This window comes from Phaeobacter sp. S60 (genome assembly GCF_000826845.1).
Classification (GTDB): domain Bacteria; phylum Pseudomonadota; class Alphaproteobacteria; order Rhodobacterales; family Rhodobacteraceae; genus Phaeobacter; species Phaeobacter piscinae.
The window spans coordinates 61,053-80,529 of the sequence record NZ_JSWJ01000011.1 but is presented as its reverse complement, the minus strand read 5'-3'; the positions used below and the strand labels follow the sequence as shown (position 1 = coordinate 80,529).

Annotated in this window: 21 protein-coding genes and 1 pseudogene; 11 read left to right on the top strand and 11 right to left on the bottom strand. The window is 61.0% G+C overall.

Translation table 11 applies throughout. The annotated features are described in order from the left end of the window. Positions 1-117: 117 nt before the first annotated feature. Positions 118-1,512: an MATE family efflux transporter gene (locus OO25_RS10360; protein ID WP_040179985.1), complete on the top strand. Its 1,395-nt coding sequence runs from the start codon at positions 118-120 to the stop codon at positions 1,510-1,512. A 712-nt stretch (positions 1,513-2,224) separates the two neighbouring features. Here the strand turns inward: OO25_RS10360 and OO25_RS10355 are convergent. The 3 genes from OO25_RS10355 to OO25_RS10345 form a co-directional block, all read right to left on the bottom strand. Then, entirely contained in the window at positions 2,225-3,091 is an 867-nt protein-coding gene (locus OO25_RS10355) for a delta-class carbonic anhydrase (protein ID WP_040180286.1), read from the bottom strand. Positions 3,092-3,468: 377 nt separating this feature from the next. After that, positions 3,469-3,900: a hypothetical protein gene (locus OO25_RS10350; protein WP_040179983.1), complete on the bottom strand. Its 432-nt coding sequence runs from the start codon at positions 3,898-3,900 to the stop codon at positions 3,469-3,471. Positions 3,901-3,914: 14 nt separating this feature from the next. After that, positions 3,915-5,117: a pyridoxal phosphate-dependent aminotransferase gene (locus OO25_RS10345; RefSeq protein ID WP_040179982.1), complete on the bottom strand. Its 1,203-nt coding sequence runs from the start codon at positions 5,115-5,117 to the stop codon at positions 3,915-3,917. 109 nt (positions 5,118-5,226) lie between these two features. Here OO25_RS10345 and OO25_RS10340 point away from each other — a divergent pair, with 109 nt between their 5' ends. The 3 genes from OO25_RS10340 (at position 5,227) to OO25_RS10330 (ending at position 6,450) form a co-directional block, all read left to right on the top strand. Continuing rightward, on the top strand, positions 5,227-5,622 hold the full coding sequence (locus OO25_RS10340) for a helix-turn-helix domain-containing protein (RefSeq protein WP_040170488.1): 396 nt from the start codon (positions 5,227-5,229) through the stop codon (positions 5,620-5,622). Continuing rightward, on the top strand, positions 5,619-5,879 hold the full coding sequence (locus tag OO25_RS10335) for a succinate dehydrogenase assembly factor 2 (RefSeq protein ID WP_040170489.1): 261 nt from the start codon (positions 5,619-5,621) through the stop codon (positions 5,877-5,879). The genes OO25_RS10340 and OO25_RS10335 overlap by 4 nt, the downstream gene beginning before the upstream one ends. A gap of 73 nt (positions 5,880-5,952) precedes the next feature. Continuing rightward, a complete protein-coding gene (locus tag OO25_RS10330) occupies positions 5,953-6,450 on the top strand; it encodes a MarR family winged helix-turn-helix transcriptional regulator (protein ID WP_175304819.1) in 498 nt (165 codons plus the stop codon). Between the two features lie 541 nt (positions 6,451-6,991). On the opposite strand, the gene OO25_RS10325 is transcribed toward OO25_RS10330, so the two are convergent. The 3 genes from OO25_RS10325 to OO25_RS10315 all read right to left on the bottom strand — a co-directional run bounded on the left by OO25_RS10325 (position 6,992) and on the right by OO25_RS10315 (position 9,920). Continuing rightward, the gene (locus OO25_RS10325; protein WP_040170492.1) at positions 6,992-7,420 is read right to left on the bottom strand and encodes a VOC family protein; all 429 of its coding nucleotides are present in this window, start codon (positions 7,418-7,420) and stop codon (positions 6,992-6,994) included. Between the two features lie 132 nt (positions 7,421-7,552). Next, positions 7,553-8,977 (bottom strand): hypothetical protein, encoded by a 1,425-nt coding sequence (locus tag OO25_RS10320; protein WP_040179981.1) that lies wholly within the window; start codon positions 8,975-8,977, stop codon positions 7,553-7,555. Positions 8,978-8,981: 4 nt separating this feature from the next. Then, positions 8,982-9,920 carry a hypothetical protein gene (locus tag OO25_RS10315; protein ID WP_040179980.1) on the bottom strand — a complete coding sequence of 313 codons (939 nt, stop codon included), beginning with the start codon at positions 9,918-9,920 and terminating at the stop codon, positions 8,982-8,984. Positions 9,921-10,230: 310 nt separating this feature from the next. On the opposite strand from OO25_RS10315, the gene OO25_RS10310 reads away from it, so the two are divergent. Further along, the gene (locus OO25_RS10310) at positions 10,231-11,064 is read left to right on the top strand and encodes a thymidylate synthase (RefSeq protein WP_040179979.1); all 834 of its coding nucleotides are present in this window, start codon (positions 10,231-10,233) and stop codon (positions 11,062-11,064) included. Positions 11,065-11,076: 12 nt separating this feature from the next. Further along, the gene (locus tag OO25_RS10305) at positions 11,077-11,553 is read left to right on the top strand and encodes a dihydrofolate reductase (protein ID WP_040179977.1); all 477 of its coding nucleotides are present in this window, start codon (positions 11,077-11,079) and stop codon (positions 11,551-11,553) included. Between the two features lie 84 nt (positions 11,554-11,637). Here OO25_RS10305 and OO25_RS10300 read toward each other — a convergent pair. The 5 genes and pseudogenes from OO25_RS10300 to OO25_RS10280 form a co-directional block, all read right to left on the bottom strand. Beyond that, a pseudogene (locus OO25_RS10300) lies at positions 11,638-12,141 on the bottom strand (aminopeptidase P family N-terminal domain-containing protein). Between the two features lie 92 nt (positions 12,142-12,233). Further along, entirely contained in the window at positions 12,234-13,028 is a 795-nt protein-coding gene (locus OO25_RS10295) for an aspartate/glutamate racemase family protein (RefSeq protein WP_040179975.1), read from the bottom strand. 51 nt (positions 13,029-13,079) lie between these two features. Then, positions 13,080-13,502 (bottom strand): carboxymuconolactone decarboxylase family protein, encoded by a 423-nt coding sequence (locus OO25_RS10290; protein ID WP_052465652.1) that lies wholly within the window; start codon positions 13,500-13,502, stop codon positions 13,080-13,082. Between the two features lie 11 nt (positions 13,503-13,513). Continuing rightward, on the bottom strand, positions 13,514-13,807 hold the full coding sequence (locus tag OO25_RS10285; protein WP_040170504.1) for a DUF1330 domain-containing protein: 294 nt from the start codon (positions 13,805-13,807) through the stop codon (positions 13,514-13,516). After that, complete coding sequence (locus OO25_RS10280) at positions 13,800-14,510, bottom strand: GntR family transcriptional regulator (RefSeq protein WP_040179974.1); 711 nt, start codon at positions 14,508-14,510, stop codon at positions 13,800-13,802. The genes OO25_RS10285 and OO25_RS10280 overlap by 8 nt, the downstream gene beginning before the upstream one ends. A 100-nt stretch (positions 14,511-14,610) precedes the next feature. On the opposite strand from OO25_RS10280, the gene OO25_RS10275 reads away from it, so the two are divergent. From OO25_RS10275 to OO25_RS10255, 5 genes are read left to right on the top strand one after another with little or no spacing between them, the layout of a single operon-like run. Next, positions 14,611-15,213, top strand: coding sequence for an amino acid synthesis family protein (locus OO25_RS10275; RefSeq protein WP_040179973.1), 603 nt, complete (start codon positions 14,611-14,613; stop codon positions 15,211-15,213). After that, positions 15,185-16,003, top strand: coding sequence for an alpha/beta fold hydrolase (locus OO25_RS10270; protein WP_040179972.1), 819 nt, complete (start codon positions 15,185-15,187; stop codon positions 16,001-16,003). The genes OO25_RS10275 and OO25_RS10270 overlap by 29 nt, the downstream gene beginning before the upstream one ends. Then, a complete protein-coding gene (locus OO25_RS10265; RefSeq protein ID WP_040179971.1) occupies positions 15,990-16,913 on the top strand; it encodes a flavin reductase in 924 nt (307 codons plus the stop codon). The genes OO25_RS10270 and OO25_RS10265 overlap by 14 nt, the downstream gene beginning before the upstream one ends. 13 nt (positions 16,914-16,926) lie before the next feature. Next, entirely contained in the window at positions 16,927-17,964 is a 1,038-nt protein-coding gene (locus OO25_RS10260; protein WP_040179970.1) for an LLM class flavin-dependent oxidoreductase, read from the top strand. A gap of 11 nt (positions 17,965-17,975) precedes the next feature. Further along, positions 17,976-19,442, top strand: a complete 1,467-nt coding sequence (locus tag OO25_RS10255) for an aldehyde dehydrogenase (protein WP_040179969.1) — start codon at positions 17,976-17,978, stop codon at positions 19,440-19,442. Positions 19,443-19,477: the final 35 nt, after the last annotated feature.

The following is a 19,477-nucleotide window of genomic DNA, read 5'->3' as shown; positions in this document are numbered from 1 at the left end:
GGGCACAGCGCGGGCATTGGAAACTGCAATCCCGGACCGGCTGAGAGCAAGAGGCCGACAGCAACCATCGGTAAGATCAGACTTGCCGTTGTGCCGGTCGATGCCTAAGGCTGGGGTATGACACAGAGAATACCCCCGCCCGCCCCGAATACCCTTCTTGGCCACAGTCGCGCGATTGCGGTGCTGGGGCTGCCGTTGATCGGCGGCCATGTGGCGCAGTTCGCCATCGGCCTGACCGATACGGTGATGCTGGGCTGGTACGGGGTGGAGGCGCTGGCGGCGGTGACGCTGGGGTCGACCTATTTTTTCACGATTTTTCTGCTGGGTTCCGGCTTTGCCTTTGCGGTGATGCCGATGGTGGCCGCTGCCGCAGGCGCCGGTGAGGAGCGCCAGATCCGCCGAAGCACCCGTATGGCGCTGTGGCTGTCGCTGGCCTATGGGCTGTTGGTGATGCCGCTGTTGTGGTGGTCGGAGCCGATCCTGTTGCTGTTGGGGCAGGAGGCGGAGGTGGCCCATGGCGCGGCGGAGTATCTGCGGATCGCGGGCTGGGCGCTGTTTCCGGCGCTGCTTTATATGGTGCTGAAAAGCTACTTGGCCGCGCTGGAGCGGACCCAGATCGTGCTGTGGGTGTCGGTTCTGGCGGCGGCGCTGAATGCGCTCATCAACTATATGCTGATCTTTGGCAATTGGGGCGCGCCGGAACTGGGGGTGACCGGGGCGGCGCTGGCCTCGCTGGCGACCAATGTTTTTGCCTGCATCTTTGTGCTGATTTACGCGCTGAAGGCGCTGCCAGAACATGCGCTGTTGAAGAATTTCCAGCGTCCCGACTGGGAGATGCTGAGCCGGGTGCTGCGTCTGGGCCTGCCAATTGGTCTGACCAACCTCAGCGAGACCAGCCTGTTTGCCGCCTCGGCGATGATGATGGGCTGGCTTGGCACCGTGGCGCTGGGCGCACATGGTATTGCGCTGTCTCTGGGCGGGCTGGCGTTCATGATGCATCTGGGGCTGTCCAATGCGGCGACGATCCGGGCCGGCAATGCCTTTGGTCGTGGCGACCGGGACCATATGGCGCGCGGCGCGCGCGTGGTGATGGCGATGTCGCTGGGGCTGTCGGTGCTGGGGATGATCCTGTTTCTGGCGGTGCCCGAGGCGCTGATTTCGCTGTTCCTGTCGCCGGATGACCCGGACCGGGCCGAAATCGTGCTGATCGGCAGCGTGCTCTTGGCGGCGGCGGCGCTGTTTCAGCTGATGGACGGGATGCAGGTGATCGCGCTGGGGCTGCTGCGCGGGGTGCAGGACACCGGCGTGCCGATGGTGATTGCGGCGCTCAGCTATTGGGCGGTTGGGATCCCGGCGTCGTATCTCCTCGGCTTTACCTTTGACATGGGCGGGCTTGGCGTCTGGTTGGGTCTGGTGCTGGGTCTGACCGCGGCGGGGGTGTTCCTGATGATCCGGTTCTGGCGCCGCTCGATCAAGCTGGTCGGCACATCGAAAACCGCCGCCGCGCGGTAGCGGTCAGCGCATCGGGCCGCTGTGCTGTGGAGGTGCGCGCCCCCTGTGCCATCGCGCCGGTATTTCGAGCTGAGATTTGCGAGGAGACCTGTGGGCGCCGTATGTGCTGAATGTCGGAAGTGTGGGACTTTGCTGCCGTTCGATTCAGCGGCTGCAAGGTCGGCAACTTCCCCTTTCCACCATTCCAACGTAGATGTATCCAGTTCCTGGTATTCCCGTTGGCCACCAGAGCATAAAATGCATTTTTACTCCGAAGCTAAGCGACTACTTTGGTTTCACTTAGCAAACCTTGTGATCTCTATACCGGTTACGCTTGTACTTCCCTTGAGCATTTCTGGCTTCAACATGGCTTATCCATTGTTTTCTCTGAAAGTAATCGCTCTTCTTTACTTCAACGAGTTTCCTTCGAAAAAAGATCCATTCAGCGTTGCGTTCTTTGCCATCGCTTGTGTTTGAGATCGCTTTATTGTTTCTTACGGGTTCCTTTTCTTTCTTCACCTTCTTGTTCTGATGCTTGTGATTGGAGCGGAAGCTTCCTGCGCATCGCAGTTCTGGCGCTGCGCGGCATCGGTGACTCTGGGCTCAAAGCCAACAATGTGCTCTGAGCCCAGACTGTCATGTCCCAGCGTCCTATCCTGTGAAACGCTGCTTCTTCTGTGTTCCCTTTGTAGGAAGGTATCTCGCTGCCGCCTTTGGTGGCAGCTGCGATGGGTCAGTTGCTGATGGGTGACAGCAGATCCGGGTTGGTGACCAGATTGCGGACGCCGTGGGCGTGGGTTTCGATAAAATGGTTGTGCGCCAGCCACGTGCCGACACTCTGGATATTGACCTTCATCACCTTGGGCCGGACGCTCCAGGTCACTTGAAATGGCGAGCCTTTGGTATTGTAGCCCGGCCCGGTGGTGGAGCCTGCATAGCGTACTGGGGTGCCGGTGTTGCTGGGGATGTTCTGCGCCTGATAGAGATTGTTACGGACCGTCAGGCGGGTCAGCTCCTCGAAATCGGCGGCGCTGGGATCATTGACCAGGACATAGACCTGGGCCTCCACCCGCAGTTGCGGGTTGCCGATGGCCTCACTCAGGCAGGCGCCAAGCGTCGGGCCGGGGGTCACCTGCGCGGTGGTGTGGACGTAGTGCACCTCAATCGTATCACCGGGCACCAGGTCGCCGTGACCACCATCCGCGCCGATGGGGCTGTCCAGCGGGGCCAGTTCAGCCTCTGTCAGGGGGCCGTCGTATTGATAGCCGCTGCCGTAACCCTTGCCATCGCCATTGCCTGCATAGGTGGTGAATTCACCGCCGCGATGTTCGGCGTTCTCGTGAAAATGGATATTGCAGAGGCTCATTTGCGATGCCGACGGTGCCTCCGCAAAGAAGCGCAGGTTATGTCCTTCGGCGGCGTCGATATCGCGGGGCGATTGCGGGCCAAAGCCTGCGCCAAAGGTGGACATGGCTAGCGCGGCGCGTTGCCTGTCCATCTCGCCGTCTTTTGCTGTTTCCGACGTGTCGGCGGATGTTTCTGCACCATGGGCGAAGGCCAGGGCAGCAGCGAGGGCTACAATCGAACGATATGACGGCATCATGGATCCTATTTTGACTGAACACTACTGGTAACGGTGACGGCAGCGGCGCAGTAATACCGGTTCAGAACATGGGGTCGGGGAGATCCTGCACACTACGCACTGCCGCATTGGTTCATAGTTTAAGTGTGTGACGATTAAATTAATCGCTTATAGGTTGTTTGTTCGGTTCGCTGCAGGTGACACTCTGGCCGCGTGCTAGCGGGCACAGGTCAACCAGCGATGAGGGGGCGTGTTTGCAACGGACCCCGCGCCGAGGGATCGGGCGCGGACTTGATTGGGGCGTGGCGAGCCCAGGTCGCGGAACGCTCAGATCGCGGTGGACCCTACCGCCGGACACGAAGGGCGGTTTAGAGGGCTGGTAGATTGGCTGGCGTTTAAGGGCGTTCCGGCTTCTGATTGCTTCGTTGGACTTTGACCAGCCGATCGGCCTTCTTTCGCACCAGCACCGAGCGCAGATCATGCATCGCCAGCAGCATCTGGTCAGTGATCTCTTCCAACTGTTCGTCGCTGGCCTTGCTCTGGGCCCAATGGGCGGTGAGATTCAGGTGGTCGATCGCGCGGTGGATGTCATCCATATCCCGCGCCGCCAGGGTGCGGCTGCGTTGCGCCATCCAGTCGCGGATGGCACTCAGATCTTCAGGGCTGAGGGAGCGGTCGCCATGTGGGCGGATCTCGCCACTGCGCAGCTTAACCACGGCGATCTGCTCCATATCCAGCCGTCGCTGCCGGTTCTCGCTGTCGACGCGAAACACAAAGGCGCCGTTGTCGCGCACGCGAAAGTAATAGTCTGGCAGGGCGGCGGGCATCTGGGGGCCTCCGGTCAGCGCAACGCGGCGCAGAAGGCCTGGATGCGGCGGCAGGCTTCGGTCAGGATTTCATCCGAGGCCGCGTAGCTGATGCGGAAGTTCGGCGACAACCCATAGGCAGCGCCATGTACCACAGCGACATCGGCCTCTTCCAGAAGCGCCTTGGCAAAGGCCTCGTCATCGGTGATCGCAACGCCCCCGGCAGAGGTCCGCCCGATCAGCCCGGCAATCGACGGGTAGACGTAGAAGGCGCCATCTGGAACCGGGCAGGCGACACCGTCGATCGTGCTCAGCAACGAGATCACCAGATCCCGCCGACGGCGGAAGACAGCGGTATTGGGCAGGAGATAATCTTGGGTGCCGTTCAGCGCTTCAACCGCCGCCCATTGGCTGATGGTGCAGGGGTTGGAGGTGGATTGCGACTGGATCTTGCGCATGGCATCAATCAGCGGCTTTGGCCCCGCCGCATAGCCGATCCGCCATCCGGTCATCGCATAGGCTTTGGAGACGCCATTACAGGTGAGCGTGCGGTCATACAGCTGCGGCTCAATCTGCGCCGGAGTGCAGAAGGTGAAATCGTCAAACACCAGGTGCTCATACATGTCATCGCTCATCACCCAGACATGGGGATGGCGCAGCAGCACGTCGGTCAGCGCCTTCAGCTCCTGCGCATGATATCCCGCTCCGGTGGGATTGGAGGGGGAATTGAAAATGAACCATTTGGTCTTGGGCGAAAGGGCCGCCTCAAGCTGCTCCGGGGTGATCTTGAACCCGGTTTCCAGCGTTGATTCCACACAGACAGGGGTGCCGCCCGCCAGCCGTACCATATCAGGGTAGGATACCCAGTAGGGGGCAGGAATGACCACCTCGTCGCCGGGGTTCAGCGTCGCCATCAGCGCATTATAGAGGATCTGTTTGCCGCCGGTGCCTACTGAAACCTGCGCGGGGGTATATTCCAACCCATTGTCGCGGGAGAATTTATCGCAGACCGCTTGCTTCAGCTCGGCGATGCCATCGGGGGCGGTGTATTTGGTCTTGCCTGCCTGGATGGCGCGGATCGCCGCCTCCTTGATATTGTCGGGGGTGTCGAAATCTGGCTCCCCGGCGCTCAGCCCGATCACATCGCGGCCCGCAGCGCGCAATTCCCCGGCCAGCGTGGTGATCGCGATGGAGGGGGACGGTTTGACGCGGGCGAGGCTATCGGACAGGAATTGCATGGAAAGACCTCTGTTTGAATGTCATATAGAACTGTCATAGGGTGCCGCTAACTGTCGATCAAGCGCGATCAAAGGGCAGGCAAACCGATAGGCCAATAGGAGCGGGCAAATGAGCAACGACGACATGAATTGGTATGGTCCGGAGGCCGCAACCTTTGGTGACCGTGTGGCGGCTGCGCGGGATGCTGCGGGCATGACACAGGCACAGCTGGCGCGCCGGCTGGGGATCAAAAAGGCGACGCTGGCCGGCTGGGAACAGGACCTGTCGGAGCCGCGTGCCAACAAGCTGTCGATGATGGCGGGGCTGTTGAATGTATCCATGCGCTGGCTTCTGACCGGTGAGGGCGAGGGCATGGAAGCCCCGGCTGGCGAACAGGTGCCGCAGGATCTGGCAGCGGTCATGACCGAACTGCGCCAGCTGCGCGAAGAGCTGCGCGGCAATGCTGACCGGGCGGCGCGGCTGGAGAAACGTCTGCGTCTGGTGATGGAAGGCAGCGTTCAATGAGTGAGCTGCCCGCCCATCGTCTGAAACGGCTGCAGATGCGGTCCATGCGCCGGGGGATCAAGGAGATGGACATTCTCCTGTCGGCCTATGCCGAACGGAACCTGGCTGGGATGGCCCCGGCTGAGCTGGATCTCTATGATCTGCTGTTGCAGGAAAACGATCAGGATCTCTACCAGTGGGTGACGGGTCAGGTGGCCGCCCCGGCGCAGTTCGCTGCGCTGGTTGGCGGCATATCGCAAATCCATCAAAAAGAATAAAATTTCAGCTTAACGGATTTTTCGGGAATTTTCTGCATTGTGACCCGCAGACACCATCGAGTCGGAGATGCGGATGAGTATGGAAATGCCAATTGGCCAGCAGGACACCAAAGGGTTCATGACTGGCTATCTTGAGGCGCTTGCAATGGTTGAGCGTCTTCACCGTCTGCTGCTGGACGTGATCAAGGACGAGTTTGAGCGCGTGGGCGTGCTGGAGATTAATGCGGTCCAGGCACTGTTGCTGTTCAATATCGGCAACAACGAAGTCACGGCAGGCGAACTGAAATCACGCGGCTATTATCAGGGCAGCAACGTCAGCTATAACCTGAAGAAACTGGTCGAAATGGGCTATATGCACCACCAGCGTTGCGAAATTGATCGCCGCTCGGTGCGGGTTCGCCTGACGGAGCGCGGTCGTGAAATCCGCGATATCGTTGCAGCCTTGTTCTCGCGCCATGCCGAAGGCCTGGAAGGCAAAGATGTGATCAGCAGCGAAGGGATCGCGGATATCACAGCCTCGCTTAAGCGCGTTGAGCGCTACTGGTCAGACCAAATCCGTTACATTTACTAAGCATTTTTTGCAGACCTAAATGGTTCTTTCCTTATCGGTCGCAACGCATATCATGCATCGGCAGAACGCCGTATCTCTGCGATATGCTTGACCCGTTTGATTTGCTGCCAGGCAGCTGATCTGACCAAGCCACACCGATGCCAGCCGTGCAGAATGCCGGATGTGTGATCGGATCTGGGGACCAGAAGGCCCATCAGGCTTGGCATCTGTTTTGAGTGATCGCAGCGCAGCTGAAACACCACCGGGCACCGGCTGGTGCGCCTTGGTATGGGTTACGTGCCATTGCCGAAGCAAGCGAGATGCCGGCTGATGTCTAGGGCTACCCGCGCATTTCAGGATCTGAGATTGCGATGTCGGACAGGTTCGGATCACCAGTATTGATGCAGATATTCAACCTGATCAGCCGGCGCGCCTGCGGCTCGTCGCCTCCGTGACAGTGCTGCGATAAAAACCACAGGGCAGGTGGAACGCGCGATCCGCCCTGTGGGTTGGTTGATCAGCAGTCAGGCCTACCAACAGTTAGACCTGCCAGCTGTCATATTTACCAGCTGCCTGTGTTTTCCATGCTGGCCCAGGGCTCTGCCGGGTCCAGCGGGTCGCCGTTTTGCAGCAGCTCGATCGAGATATTGTCGGGAGAGCGGACAAAGGCCATATGGCCGTCGCGCGGCGGGCGATTGATGGTCACACCATTGTCCATCAGATGCTGGCAGGTGGCATAGATATCATCGACACCATAGGCCAGATGGCCAAAATGACGGCTGTCGCTGGGCAGCGCGTCGTCGCCATCCCAATTATAAGTCAGCTCAATCGGGGTGTCCTCCTGGCCTTCGGCCGCCATGAAGATCAGCGAGAAGCGCCCCTTTTCGCTGTCATAGCGTTTGGTCTCCTTGAGGCCCAGCAATTCGTAAAAGGCCATGGATTTTTCCAGATCTTTGACGCGAACCATTGTGTGCAGATATTTCAGCGGCATCGGTGTCTTCCTTATATCAGGACGGCTGACCCTAGGGGCGTGGCGTCCGTGTCGTCTATCTCAGGCTCCTGACCATAATGCGTCCACTGCCAGTGACCAGAGCGATTGCGGGACCCAAGCGCGAATTAGAGTTTAAAACTTGGACTGGATGCCGAGGGAGAGAGACAATTCACGGGACTGGAAGCGGCTGTGATTGCTGTCTTTCTTGCCAGCGCGCAGGCGCAGTGTTGGGGCAAAGCCTGCGTAGTCATACTCCTCAAAGAACAGGTTCACATCGGCGTAAAGCGACGTGTCCTCGCGCCCGTCAGGCAGGTAGCGGGCGGGAAAGCCCGCAATAAACTGCGGATAATCAGAACGCCCCAGGATCAACCCGGTGCTGATTTTGGCCGGTCCCAGAGGTTTGGAAAACTGATACCCCAGTCGCAGCGTCGCGGTACGATTGGAGGTGTTCACATGGCCCGAACGAGTGTCGCGCAGAGCAACGCTCAGATTGATCTGGTCGCCGTTCAGCAGCTTGCGATTGACCCGCGCACCAAGGCCGAAGACCTCGCCGTCCTGTGAGGGGCCGCGCGCATCCAGCCGCTGCTCTGCCATGCCATCCAGCGTCAGGCCGGTACGGGCCGAAACCTGCCAGCTGCGCCGGGCGGTCAGCTTGACCAGATCGTAACTCTTTTCGCCGCCATACCAGGCGGTGCCAAAGCTGAGGCCAAGCGCGGCTGAGCCCTGACGCTCCTGCGGGCCAACAGCAAAGGCATGGGTCAGAGAAATCTCGCCATAGGTGGAACCAAACTCGCTGTTGCGGGGCACCGTGGTGCCGGATTGCTGCGCAAGGGTGGCGGCCTTGGCCTTGGCATCGGAGGACAGCGCCACCCGCTGCACATAGGTGCGGGCGCTCAGCGTGGTGAGGCTGGTATCGCTTTGCTGCAGGCGGCGGCTGATCGACATATCGAGCACCCCTACCGTGCCCTCCAGCGCAACCGAGCGCGGCCCAAAGCGGCCCAGCGTCGGCACCCCGTCGATCACCTCCAACGTGCTGTCGGCGCCATTGTTGACGTTGTTGGAGGGCTTCAACTCCCCGCGCAGCTGGACCGACCAGGGGTTGATGCGCCGCAGCACCTTATAGTCAGCGGCAATGCGTTTTTCGCTAATCTCATCAGGGGCGTGAACAGCGGTGCGGCGCAGCCAGACCTGGGCGAGGGTGGGGCGGGCGTCCTGCACGGCCAGTCGCGCTGCCAGCTGTGCGGCGCGGAATTTCCCGGCACTGTCCGGCGCAAAGCGGTAGGCGCGCGCGGCGGAGCGGCGCCCCGCGCCGGGCGATTTCAGCTGCGCCTGCGCGGCGGCGCGCAGATACCACGCCAGATGATCCCGCCGGTCCGCCCGCAACAGGGCGCGGGTCAGATCCAGCGTCAGCTCGGGTCTGCCGGTTCCAAGCGAATGCGCCGCCAGCAGGCGACCCTGCCCAAGGCTCAGATGCTGTTCAGGGGTCGGCTCTGCCGCAGCGGCTGGCGCCGCAGCAAGCAGCGCCAGAGTGAGGGCTGCGGCCAGGGGGTGCCGCATGGGATCAGGGAACCGGCTGATCGCAGACGGCTGAGCTGTCGGCGGTGCCGCATTGGCCCAGAACGAAGATCCCGTATTCCTCGATGCCATCAATGCCTTCGACGTGGTTCTGAGCGAACACCGATCCGGCAACGGATGTGGCGTCGGTCCCGGCAAAGATGCCGCCATAAGTGCCGACATTGGTGCGGGTGCTGTTAACGACCTGCGATGCAGTCCCGGTGAAGGTGCCATTGGCATCAATCGCGGTGGGGGCCAGATCCAGTGTCACCAGCGTTTGCGGCGCGCCGCCGTCGATGACTGGCTCAATCTGGCGGTTGTAGATGGTGCCATTGACGATGTTGTCGCCAAAATCTGCGTTGACGAAGGCATCGCCGGTCACCTCAGCGGTCTGGGCTGGGCGCACATCAGCGGGGGTGCCGGGGGTGACAGGCAGCAGATCGCCGCCGTCGCCTGCGATATTCATCAGGCCCACATAGGTGCCGGCATAGCTGACCACGCCGCCGGAGGCGACGTCACCGGTTGGGGCGGAATAGCCGCCGCGACGGCCATAGCTGGTACCAGCGAAGTAATAGGAGAACTGACCGCCGGTGGCGACCGCTACGGCAAAGGCGCCGTCTTCGATTTCGCGGACATAGGCGGTGACGTGACGGTCAAGCGAGCTGTCCTGCGCGGTGTAGGCTTCATAGCCCTGCCGGTCGAGCGCCGGGCGGCGGCGGTAGCTGGCGGAAAACGGGGTGTCATCGAGGCTGAGCCCGGTGATCACTAAAGTGCCCGCAGCTGCGTCATAAGCGACGCTGTCGACATCGGAGGCCAACACTTCGGGTACAATCGGATCGGTGGTGGTGCCTCCATCGGTGCTGTCATCGGTGTCAAAGGGGTTTGTCCCCCCGCCACAGGCTGACAGAAGGGTGGCTGCCGCAAGTCCTAGCATTGCCCGCTTCATTTGAACTGACCTCAAAATTTCTTTGTTTGCGGCATTGTCTTGTCATGGTTGCGGAAAGTCAATTGAATTGCCGTGTCGGTCGCGCTGTGGCCGCGGGAGCGTGGCGGTTCGGTGACCTTTTTTTGCGCAGGTGCTGTGGCGGGAGCAAGCGGGCTTGGCGGCGCGGGATTTGTGCGATGGGATCGGTCAATAAGGCGCCGTGATACGGTCGCCTAACCCTTGAGATCAGTGGCGTGGGCAGGCTAGACAGGAGGCACTTCGCGGGGGTCGGCAGCCCCCGCGCGAAGATGATCACGAGGGGGAGGTCACCATGCGCCAGTACCACGAGGCCTTGCAGTATATACTGGACCACGGCGAGGCGAGCAGCGACCGGACCGGCACCGGCACCCTATCCTGTTTCGGGATGCAGACCCGCTATCCGCTCGCGGATGGGTTTCCGCTTGTGACCACCAAGAAGCTGCATCTGCGCTCAATCATTCATGAACTGCTGTGGTTCTTGTCCGGCGATACCAATATCGGCTACCTCAAGGACAATGGTGTGTCGATCTGGGACGAATGGGCGGATGAGAATGGCGATCTGGGGCCGGTCTATGGCCATCAGTGGCGGCATTTCCCGCGGCTGGAGCTGGCGGAGGGCACGACCGGGGAGGAACCGCTCTATCGTGCGGGCACAGTGGATCAAATCGCCAATCTGGTGGAGATGATCCGCAATAGCCCCGACAGTCGGCGCCTGATTGTGACCGCCTGGAACCCTGCGGATGTGCCCGATATGGCGCTGCCACCCTGTCATACACTGTGGCAGGTGCGGGTGCAGGGGCGGCGGATGCATCTTCAGCTGTATCAGCGGTCTGCGGATATGTTTCTGGGGGTGCCTTTCAACATCGCCTCTTATGCGCTGCTGTTGAAAATGCTGGCGCATGTGACCGGCTATGAGGCGGGGGATTTCATTCACACCATCGGTGACGCGCATATCTATTCCAATCATATGGATCAGGTGAAGCTGCAATTGTCACGCGAGCCGCAGCCCCTGCCGGAGCTGCGCATCAACCGCGAGGTTCCTTCCATTTTTGAGTTCAAATACGAGGATTTCGACGTGCTGAATTACACCCCGGACCCGGGCATCAAGGCCCCGGTCGCGGTTTGAGAAAGGACTGAGATGATCACGCTTATTGTTGCCCGCGACCAGAATGGCGCTATCGGCAAGGACAATACGATCCCCTGGCATGCGCCGGAGGATCTAAAGTCTTTTCAGCGCGAAACGCTGGGCGGGGCATTGATCATGGGGCGCAATACCTGGGATAGCCTGCCGGTGAAGCCGTTGAAAAACCGGCTCAATCTGGTGGTGTCCTCGGATCCTGAGGTCGCCGATCTGGTCTATCCCAGCATTGAGGCGGCGCTGGCGGAGGCGCGCGCACAGGGCTATCACCGCATTTATGGCATTGGCGGGGCTGGTATTTACAAGGGCATGATGGAGATGGCCGACCGGATGCTGATCACCGAAGTCGAGACAGAGGTGGCGGATGCCGACACTTTTTTCCCCAGCTTTCAGGCTGGTGAATGGGGGATCTCCAGCCAGACCGAGATCCGCAGTGAGGCTCCGGCCTGTGTGGTGGTGGAATATCTGCGTCGTTAAGGGCTGACGGGCGTTGAGGTCGCTGAGACAGCAGCCTCTGACCAGCACAAGGGTGGGCCAGCTTCGCTTACCGTTGGGTGGCCATTAAATCACGGGCAGCTCAGCTGCGGATTTCACCATCCGAAGGCCCTGCACGAGATGCGTGGCATCGTGGATATGCAGATCGGGCAGCGCGGCCATCAGCCGTTCCCAATCGCCGAGCGGCATCCTCAGATGGGTTTCATGCCCCTTCATAACGCCCAAGTTGCGAAGCGGAGACAGCGCCTCCGTGAGCAAGCTGATGCCATCATCCTGAGGGGCGGGCGCAGACCAGGTGCGGATATCGTCGATCCAGCTGCGGCGCATCAGGCTGGCGTCGATTTCGGGAATAAGGGCAATCGGCTTGCCACTGGCGGGGATCAGCGCGAACCACGGGCGCGTCGGGCTTTGTCAGAACAGGGTCTGAAAGCCGGTAAAATACTGCACCTCCGGTTCGCTCATCACCAAAATCGCGTCCAGACCGGCCTCCGCCATGCGGCTCTGGGCAAGCTGGGTGCGGGCGGCGTATTCGGCCTCGGGAAAGCTGCGTAGGGCAGGGGCTGGGGTCATGGGGGCCTCTTTGGTGGTGCGATAATGGTGCGAATGCCTGTCGGGGCGCTGTCCCCGCAAGAGGGGCCAGCGTGAAGGGGAGGAAAAACTGGCTAGAGTGTTGGCGTCAGCGCCCGGCCCGGATGGTTGAACAGTTGGCCAAAGCCATTGAGCTGATCCGCGATCCCGGCCCGGCGCAGGCAGGACCACATCAGCGCCTGATTGGAGGTGATCACCGGCTTACCTGCGACCTGTTCGATCTCTTCCACCACTTCCAACGTGCGCGTGCCGCTGCAAGAGAGGAAAATCGCATCCGCGTCCGGCCGGTCGATTTCCAGCGCGAATTCCTTCCAATAGTCGGGTTCCACCTGACCAAATTCCACACCGGTTTCCAACTGCAGCCCCTGAATGTCGAGGATATCAAACCCCGCAGCCAGCAGATACTCGGCCTCGGCGGTGTTGATATCATCGAGGTACGGCGTGCCCACCACGATCCGTTTTGCACCCACCTCGCGCAGGGCATCCATCACGCCGGTGACGATGGACATGGGCCGGGTATAGGGCGCGCCCTTGTGGATCTCGCGAAAGACGTTTTCCTCCCGGCAGACAATTGAGCCTGAGGTGCAGCAATAGGCAATTACCGCAGGTTTCATGTCCGGTTGCAGCCGCCCGGCTGCGTCGGCCATGTGATCGATATGACGCGCCAGCGTTTCATTCGTGGTATAGTCATCCGTTCTGAGCCGGGTGATATGGACGCCGACGCCTTCGGGTGCCATGGCGAAGAGATCCGCCTCACAGGCGAGATCCGTGGACATCAGAATGAAGCCGAGACTGGCGCGATGGGCCGTGCCCTTGCCCATCCATGGTGTGCGGGGGCGGGACTGAACGGTTTGACCGGATCTGAACATTAGCAGAGTACGCTCCTGCGTGGGGGTGGATGAGGGGCTAGCCGATGTGGTTCAGGGCTGCTCATGTTGATCGAGAACGGCTTTGGCGGCACGGAAACACTCAAGACCCTGCGGGACGCCGCAATAGATCGCAACCGCATGGATGATGGCGCGGATTTCTTCGCGGCTGACACCGTTGTTCAGCGCGCCCCGGCAATGCAGTTCCCATTCATGCATCTTGCCAAGGGCGCCGATCATGGCGAGGTTCATCATCGAGCGGGTCTTGGCATCAATCGTCTCATCGCCCCAGCCAAACCCCCAGCACCAGGCTGTCATGGCTTCTTGGAACGGGCGGGTAAAGTCATCGGCGGCGGCGAGGTTGTTTTCGACATACGCGGCACCAAGGGTCGCCTTGCGTTGCTCCAGACCTTTCAGGAACAGGTCTTCGTCAAAGCTGCTGGTTTGCGGCGCGGCGTCAGAGGGCGTGTTGCTCATTTGGGCGTCCTTTAAGTGTCCAATCCTTCGACGATAGCGATCTGCGCGGAGCAGGCGGCCTGTCGGTGGGTGCGGGCGGATTGATATTCGGGCGAGTGGTAGCAGGCGAGGGCGGTGGCCTTGCTGTCGAATTCGATGACGACATGACGCTGATAGGCTGTCCCCTCCAGCGTCTCCGCCGCGCCACCCCGTGCCAGAAACCGCGCGCCATATTTGGCAAAGGCCGCAGGCGCCTGCTGTTGATAGCCCGCATAGCGATCAGGATCGGTGACTGTGACAAAGGCGATCCAATATCCTTTAGCCATTTGGCGTCTCTTCAGCTGTTGGCGCAGGGTCTTTCAGGAACCGCTGCGCAGTTTGGGCCGCGTCGGCAATATGCGCTTCAACCGCTTTGCGCGCCCTGTCCGGGTCGCGGCTGAGAATGGCATCATGGATCGCGGTCATATGGCTCATCCCTGAGGTTTCGCGGTCCTTTGCCGCGATGGTCAAGGCCCGCAACCGGCTGATCCGCCCATTCAGGCGCTGCACGATCTCCCAGGCAATGCTGTGGCCCGCCTCCATAAAGATAAGCTGATAAAAATCAGTGGTGGCGCGCAGCAGGTTGCTCCACTCGGTATCGGCCATTGTGGCCTCCACCGTATCAAGCGCGCGGGTCAGCTTGCCAGCGAATGCCGGTCTTTGTTGCATGGCGCAGGCGGCAGCAGCGGACCCTTCCAGCTGGCGGCGCACGTCGTAAATCTGGCGGGCCTGATCCCAAGAGAGCCGCGCAACGACCGGTCCGCGATTGGGGATGATCTCGACCAGCCCCTCTGCCTCAAGATAGCGAATCGTTTCGCGCACGACGGTCCGGCTCACGCCGAGCTGATCGCAGAGCGGGCGCTCCACCAACCGTTCACCGGGCGCAAAATGTCCGTCGATGATGGCCTCGCGCATCCGGTCCTGCACAATATCTCGCAGAGTTTGCGGCGCCTTGTCGATTTTTCGGAGCGTTGTCTGAGTGCTGTCCATGGCTTTCTCATAACAACCGAGTCTGGTTGCGGCAAGTATGATTGACATATCGTGTAATGGTATACCATGATACCAGAAGATTGCCGCTTAGGAGACCCTCATGCCCGCTGCCATTCGCAAAACGCTGCTTCATGTCGAAAACACGTTGATCGAAGGGGGCAAGACCGCGCCCAGCCCGCTCACCATGATCGCGGCCATGGCAGTGATTCAGAACCCATGGGCCGGACAGGGATTTGTCGAGGATCTGGGGCCGCAGATCCGGGACTGCGCGCCGGGCTTGGGCCTTTTGCTGACGGAGATGATTCTGGAGGCGGCAGGCGGCGGCGACCGGGTCGAAGGTTATGGGAAATCCGCGATTGTCGGCCTCAATGGTGAGGTCGAACACGCCTCGGCGCTGATCCACACGCTGCAATTCGGCAACCATTATCGCAACGCGGTGGGGGCGAAATCCTACCTGTCATTCTGCAACACCCGAGGGCCTGCCAATGCGCCGTTGATGATTCCGTTGATGGACAAAAACGACGGGGGCAAGCGATCCCATTACCTGACGATCCAGACGGCTGTCGCGGATGCGCCAGCCGCTGATGAGATCCTGATTGCGCTGGGAGCCTCTATCGGGGGCCGTCCGCACCACCGAATCGGCGACCGCTATCAGGATTTGAAAGAGCTTGGCCATGACGTCGACAATCCTGCAGCTGTCTGATGCTGGACGCAGGGTCGCCCTGCGGGATACGGGGGCGGGCGCGTCGCTGGTCCTGTTGCATGGCGTCGGTATGCAATCCGCCGCCTGGGGGCCGCAGATTGCGGATCTGAGCCGGAGCCACCGGGTCATCGCGCTGGATCTGCCCGGACATGGCGGCAGTGACCCGCTGCCTAGTGGGAGTGAGCTGCCCGATTATGTCGCTTGGCTGAAGGCAGTGGTGCAGGCGCTGGATCTCGGTTCTGTCAGTCTGGCAGGACATTCAATGGGGGCGTTAATCGCGACTGGCTTTGCTGTAGAGTGCCCTGCAATGACCCGCCGGGTGGCACTGCTGAATGGGGTCTACCGACGCACGCCGCAGGCACGGGCGGCTGTGCTCGCCCGTGCTGCCGAAATCGGGGCTGGTCAGCTGGATCTGGCAACGCCGTTGGCACGCTGGTTTGGTGAGACGCCTGCTGACATCAGCGCCCGCGACCGGGTTGCGGGCTGGCTGGGGACGGTTGATCCAGCAGGCTATGCCACCGCCTACGGCGCTTTTGCGCGGGGGGACGCGACCTATGCCCACCGTCTGAGAGAGATCGCCTGCCCCTTCCTCGCCGTCACCGGCGATGGTGATCCCAATTCCACCCCGGCCATGGCGCAGGAGATGGCCGCGCAGGTGCAGCACGGACGCGCCATCGTCATCACCGGCCATCGCCATATGGTGAATCTGACAGCGCCTGATGTGGTCACCGCTCATCTGCGCGACTGGCTGGCAACCGCCCCTGAGGAGACGTATCATGACATCGCTTGATCCGCGCGCCTTGCGCCATGCCTTTGGCAGTTTCATGACCGGTGTAACGGTTGTGACCTCCCATGACCAAAGCGGCCAGCCGATTGGCTTTACTGCCAATTCCTTTACCTCCGTCTCGCTTGATCCGCCGCTGGTGCTGGTGTGCTTGGCCAACCAGTCGCGCAACTATGATGCGCTGGTCAACGGTGCTGGGTTTGCGGTGAATGTGCTGGCGGAAACTCAGATAGAGATTTCCAATACATTCGCCCGCCCGACTGAGGACCGCTTTGCCGGTCTCGATTGGCGGCCCGGTCCCGCTGGATCGCCTCTGATCGACGGGGTGTCTGCTTGGTTCGATTGCAGCCTGCACAAGACGGTTGAGGCGGGCGATCATGTGATCCTGATTGGTGAAGTGAAAGCCTTTGATGTCAGCCCACATCCGGGTTTGGGCTATGCGCGCGGCGCCTACGTCACGGCGGCCACCACAGCGGAGCCTGCCGGAACCGGCCCCGATCTGGTGGTCTCCGCCCTGATCGAACGCGACGGCGAGGTGCTGCTGGTCGATGATGGCCAGGGCGGTGCGACCCTACCGGAGGCGCTGGCTGGTCCCGATGGTGCCGCTGCCACGGTGCGCCAGTTGATTGCCGATACCGGGCTCACGGCTGAGCCGGGCTTTGTCTATTCGGTGTTTGAGGATGTTGCGCGCAAACGCCAGCATATCGCCTTTCTCTGTCAGGCAGGGGCAGGCGCGCCGACGCGCGGAACCTTTGTGCCGCTGGCGCGGGAAGGCACGGGCGAAGCGGGTCTTGAGGACATCAGCGATCCGGCGATCCTGACCATGCTGGAGCGGTTCGCCCGCGAGGCAGCATTGGGGGATTTCGGGATCTATTCCGGCAATCAACGCAGCGGCGAAATCCGCCAGATCGCATAACGATAGGTGATACATGCGCTTTTCTCTGTTTGTACATATGGAACGGACCTCGGCGGAACAGGATCAAAAGCGGCTCTATGATGAGTTCGTCGCCTTGGCCAAGATTGCCGACGATGGCGGTATGCACGCAGTCTGGACCGGAGAGCATCACGGGATGGATTTCACCATCGCGCCAAACCCGTTTCTGAATCTTGTCGATCTGGCGCGCCAGACCAGAAATGTGCGGTTGGGAACCGGCACGATCATCGCGCCTTTCTGGCATCCAATCCGCCTTGCGGGGGAGGCGGCGATGACCGATCTGATCACCGAAGGGCGGTTGGAACTTGGCATCGCGCGCGGCGCCTATAGTTACGAATACGAACGGATGGTGCCGGGGATGGATGCCTGGGACGCAGGCCAGCGGATGCGGGAGCTGATCCCGGCGATCCAGGGGTTGTGGCGGGGCGACTACGCACAGGAGGGAACCTATCATTCCTTCCCGGCCACGACATCCTCACCCAAGCCGCTACAGAAAAACGGCCCCCCGATCTGGGTCGCAGCACGCGACCCCAACAGCCATGAATTTGCCGTCGCCAATGGCTGCCATGTGCAGGTGACGCCGTTGTGGCAAGGGGATGAGGAGATCACCCGGCTGATGGAGACGTTCAACGACGCCTGCGCCAAATACCCTGACGTGCAACGCCCGGATATCATGCTGTTGAACCACACATATATTGCCGCAGATGCCGCCGATGCGCAGCAGGCGGCGGAGGAAATCAACCGGTTTTATTGCTACTTCGGCGCCTGGTTCAAAAATGAGCGCCCGGTGTCACAGGGGCTGATCGCGCCGCTGAGCGAAGTGGAAATCGGGGCTCACCCGTTCTATTCGCCGGAGGCGATGCTACGTGACAATGTGATCGCCACCGCCGAAGATGCGATTGCCCGGATCCGGGGCTATGAGGCGCTGGGGTATGATGAATACAGTTTCTGGATCGACAGCGGGATGAGTTTTGAGCGTAAGAAAGCTTCGCTTGAGCGGTTTATCCGCGATGTTATGCCAGCCTTTGCCTGAAGGGGATCACCATGCAGCAGTTCCAGCAATATATCGGCGGGGTGTTTTCCGACGGCTCTGCCCGTTTTGAGAGCCGCGATCCAGCGAGCGGCGAGGTCTGGGCGATGATGCCTGAGGCCCGCAACGCGGATGTGGAGGCCGCGGTTGCAGCAGCGCGCGCGGCCTTCCACGCGCCGGATTGGGCGGGCATGACCGCCACTGCGCGCGGCAAGCTGCTTTTTCGGCTGGCCGATTTGATTGCCGAGAATGCAGAGACTCTGGCCCGGTTGGAGACCCGTGATACTGGCAAGATCATTCGCGAAACTTCCGCCCAGATTGCCTATGTAGCCGACTACTACCGTTACTATGCTGGACTAGCAGACAAGATCGAAGGCGCCCATCTGCCGATTGACAAACCGGATATGGAGGTCTGGCTGCGCCGCGAACCGCTTGGGGTGGTGGCAGCCGTGGTGCCGTGGAATTCGCAGCTGTTTTTGGCGGCGGTCAAGATTGGCCCGGCACTGGCAGCAGGCTGTACCGTGGTGTTGAAGGCATCTGAGGAGGGGCCGGCACCGCTGCTGGAGTTTGCCCGGATCTTTGATCAGGCCGGGTTTCCGGCGGGGGTTTTGAACGTCATCACCGGATTTGGCGCCGATTGTGGCGCGGTGCTGACTTCCCATCCTGGGATTGATCACGTGGCATTTACCGGCGGGCCGGAGACCGCGCGCCATGTGGTGCGCAATTCAGCCGAGAACCTCGCCTCCACCTCTCTGGAACTGGGCGGAAAATCCCCCTTCATCGTGTTTGAGGACGCAGATATCGACAGCGCGGTCAATGCGCAGGTCTCTGGGATTTTTGCCGCGACAGGGCAGAGTTGCGTGGCCGGGTCTCGGCTGATCATATCCAATCAAATCAAGGCGCAGTTTCTGCACCGGTTGAAAGAAAAAGCCGAGAACATCCGCATTGGTGCGCCAGAGCTACCCGAGACCGAGATTGGACCGCTTTGCACCGGTGCCCAGCTCAGCCGGGCCGAGGAACTGATCTTTGCCTCCTTGGCCGCTGGGGCGCAGCTTGTCACAGGCGGTCAGCGGTTGGAGCAAGGGGGGTATTTCTTTCCGCCGACCATACTCGATTGCTCTGAGGCCCCCGAGGCGCCCTGTTTGCGGGAGGAATTCTTTGGCCCGGTCCTGTCGGTGCGCGGGTTCGACACCGAGGCCGAGGCGCTGGCGCTGGCCAATGACACTGACCATGGTCTTGCATCTGGCGTCTTCACCCGAGATCTCACCCGCGCGCATCGGATGATCCGGGGCATTCGGGCCGGCATTGTCTGGGTCAATACCTATCGTGCCGTCAGCCCGATTGCGCCCTTTGGCGGGCAAGGGCTGTCAGGCCATGGGCGCGAGGGCGGGTTGCAGGCTGCGCTGGATTACACAAGGATCAAAACGGTCTGGCTGCGCACCAGTGACGCGCCCATTCCGGATCCCTTTGTCATGCGGTGATCGCAGGGTGGCCGACAAGCAGACCGGTGCTGACG

Coding starts and splice junctions, on each gene's coding strand:
- OO25_RS10360 (WP_040179985.1), top strand. CDS start 118: ATGACACAGAGAATACCCCCGCCCGCCCCGAATACCCTTCTTGGCCAC.
- OO25_RS10355 (WP_040180286.1), bottom strand. CDS start 3,091: ATGCCGTCATATCGTTCGATTGTAGCCCTCGCTGCTGCCCTGGCCTTC.
- OO25_RS10350 (WP_040179983.1), bottom strand. CDS start 3,900: ATGCCCGCCGCCCTGCCAGACTATTACTTTCGCGTGCGCGACAACGGC.
- OO25_RS10345 (WP_040179982.1), bottom strand. CDS start 5,117: ATGCAATTCCTGTCCGATAGCCTCGCCCGCGTCAAACCGTCCCCCTCC.
- OO25_RS10340 (WP_040170488.1), top strand. CDS start 5,227: ATGAGCAACGACGACATGAATTGGTATGGTCCGGAGGCCGCAACCTTT.
- OO25_RS10335 (WP_040170489.1), top strand. CDS start 5,619: ATGAGTGAGCTGCCCGCCCATCGTCTGAAACGGCTGCAGATGCGGTCC.
- OO25_RS10330 (WP_175304819.1), top strand. CDS start 5,953: ATGAGTATGGAAATGCCAATTGGCCAGCAGGACACCAAAGGGTTCATG.
- OO25_RS10325 (WP_040170492.1), bottom strand. CDS start 7,420: ATGCCGCTGAAATATCTGCACACAATGGTTCGCGTCAAAGATCTGGAA.
- OO25_RS10320 (WP_040179981.1), bottom strand. CDS start 8,977: ATGCGGCACCCCCTGGCCGCAGCCCTCACTCTGGCGCTGCTTGCTGCG.
- OO25_RS10315 (WP_040179980.1), bottom strand. CDS start 9,920: ATGAAGCGGGCAATGCTAGGACTTGCGGCAGCCACCCTTCTGTCAGCC.
- OO25_RS10310 (WP_040179979.1), top strand. CDS start 10,231: ATGCGCCAGTACCACGAGGCCTTGCAGTATATACTGGACCACGGCGAG.
- OO25_RS10305 (WP_040179977.1), top strand. CDS start 11,077: ATGATCACGCTTATTGTTGCCCGCGACCAGAATGGCGCTATCGGCAAG.
- OO25_RS10295 (WP_040179975.1), bottom strand. CDS start 13,028: ATGTTCAGATCCGGTCAAACCGTTCAGTCCCGCCCCCGCACACCATGG.
- OO25_RS10290 (WP_052465652.1), bottom strand. CDS start 13,502: ATGAGCAACACGCCCTCTGACGCCGCGCCGCAAACCAGCAGCTTTGAC.
- OO25_RS10285 (WP_040170504.1), bottom strand. CDS start 13,807: ATGGCTAAAGGATATTGGATCGCCTTTGTCACAGTCACCGATCCTGAT.
- OO25_RS10280 (WP_040179974.1), bottom strand. CDS start 14,510: ATGGACAGCACTCAGACAACGCTCCGAAAAATCGACAAGGCGCCGCAA.
- OO25_RS10275 (WP_040179973.1), top strand. CDS start 14,611: ATGCCCGCTGCCATTCGCAAAACGCTGCTTCATGTCGAAAACACGTTG.
- OO25_RS10270 (WP_040179972.1), top strand. CDS start 15,185: ATGACGTCGACAATCCTGCAGCTGTCTGATGCTGGACGCAGGGTCGCC.
- OO25_RS10265 (WP_040179971.1), top strand. CDS start 15,990: ATGACATCGCTTGATCCGCGCGCCTTGCGCCATGCCTTTGGCAGTTTC.
- OO25_RS10260 (WP_040179970.1), top strand. CDS start 16,927: ATGCGCTTTTCTCTGTTTGTACATATGGAACGGACCTCGGCGGAACAG.
- OO25_RS10255 (WP_040179969.1), top strand. CDS start 17,976: ATGCAGCAGTTCCAGCAATATATCGGCGGGGTGTTTTCCGACGGCTCT.